At 66.2% G+C, this 797-nt stretch carries 1 protein-coding gene; it reads right to left on the minus strand.

Translation table 11 applies throughout. The annotated features are described in order from the left end of the window. A partial coding sequence (locus AC1DT6_RS40540; protein ID WP_477115626.1) for an asparaginase occupies positions 1-797 on the minus strand: 797 nt, incomplete at both ends.

Here is a 797-nt window from a genome sequence, read left to right on the forward strand (position 1 = left end):
GCGCCGCTGCCGGTGGCGCCGCTGCCGGTGCGCGAGGCGCGCACGATCTGCACGCCCTTGGCGCGTGCCGCCTTGAGCGGCTCGACCATGTAGTCGCCCACGCTGCCGTTGCCGGTGGCGGCATAGACGATGGCCTTGGCRCCRTYCTTCACGGCGGCATCCACGCTGCCCGGGTTGACGTTGCCGTAGGCGTACACCACGGCGACTTCCGGCAGCTTGTCGAGCTTGTCGATGTCCCATTCGGTCTGCAGGGTGTGCGGACGCGCGGGCAGGCGGAAGTAGAGCGTGCGGCCTTCCACCACGTACCCCAGCGGGCCGAAGGGCGAACGGAAGGTCTCGACCTTGAAGGTATTGCTCTTGGTGACGTCGCGCCCGGTATGGATCTCGTCGTTCAGCACCACCAGCGTGCCCTTGCCCTTGGATTCGGGGCTGGAGGCCACGAGCACGGCGTCGTACAGGTTGAGCGCGCCGTCCGCGCCCAGGGCAGTGCCAGGGCGCATCGATCCCACCACCACCACCGGCTTGTCGCTCTTCAGCGTCAGGTTGAGGAAGTAGGCGGTTTCCTCAATGGTATCGGTGCCGTGGGTGATCACGATGCCGTCCACGTCGGGCTGCTTGAGCAGTTCCGAAACGCGCTTGCCCAGCTTCAGCAGGCGCTCGTTATTGAAGCTCTCCGAGCCGATCTGGAAGACCTGCTCGCCCTTGACGTTGGCGACCTTCGAGATTTCCGGGACCGAGGCGATGATCTTGTCCACCGGCACCACGGCCGACTGGTAGGCCGCGGTATTGGTGGCGGC

The sequence above is a fragment of the Cupriavidus sp. 01L45 genome, assembly GCF_056399885.1.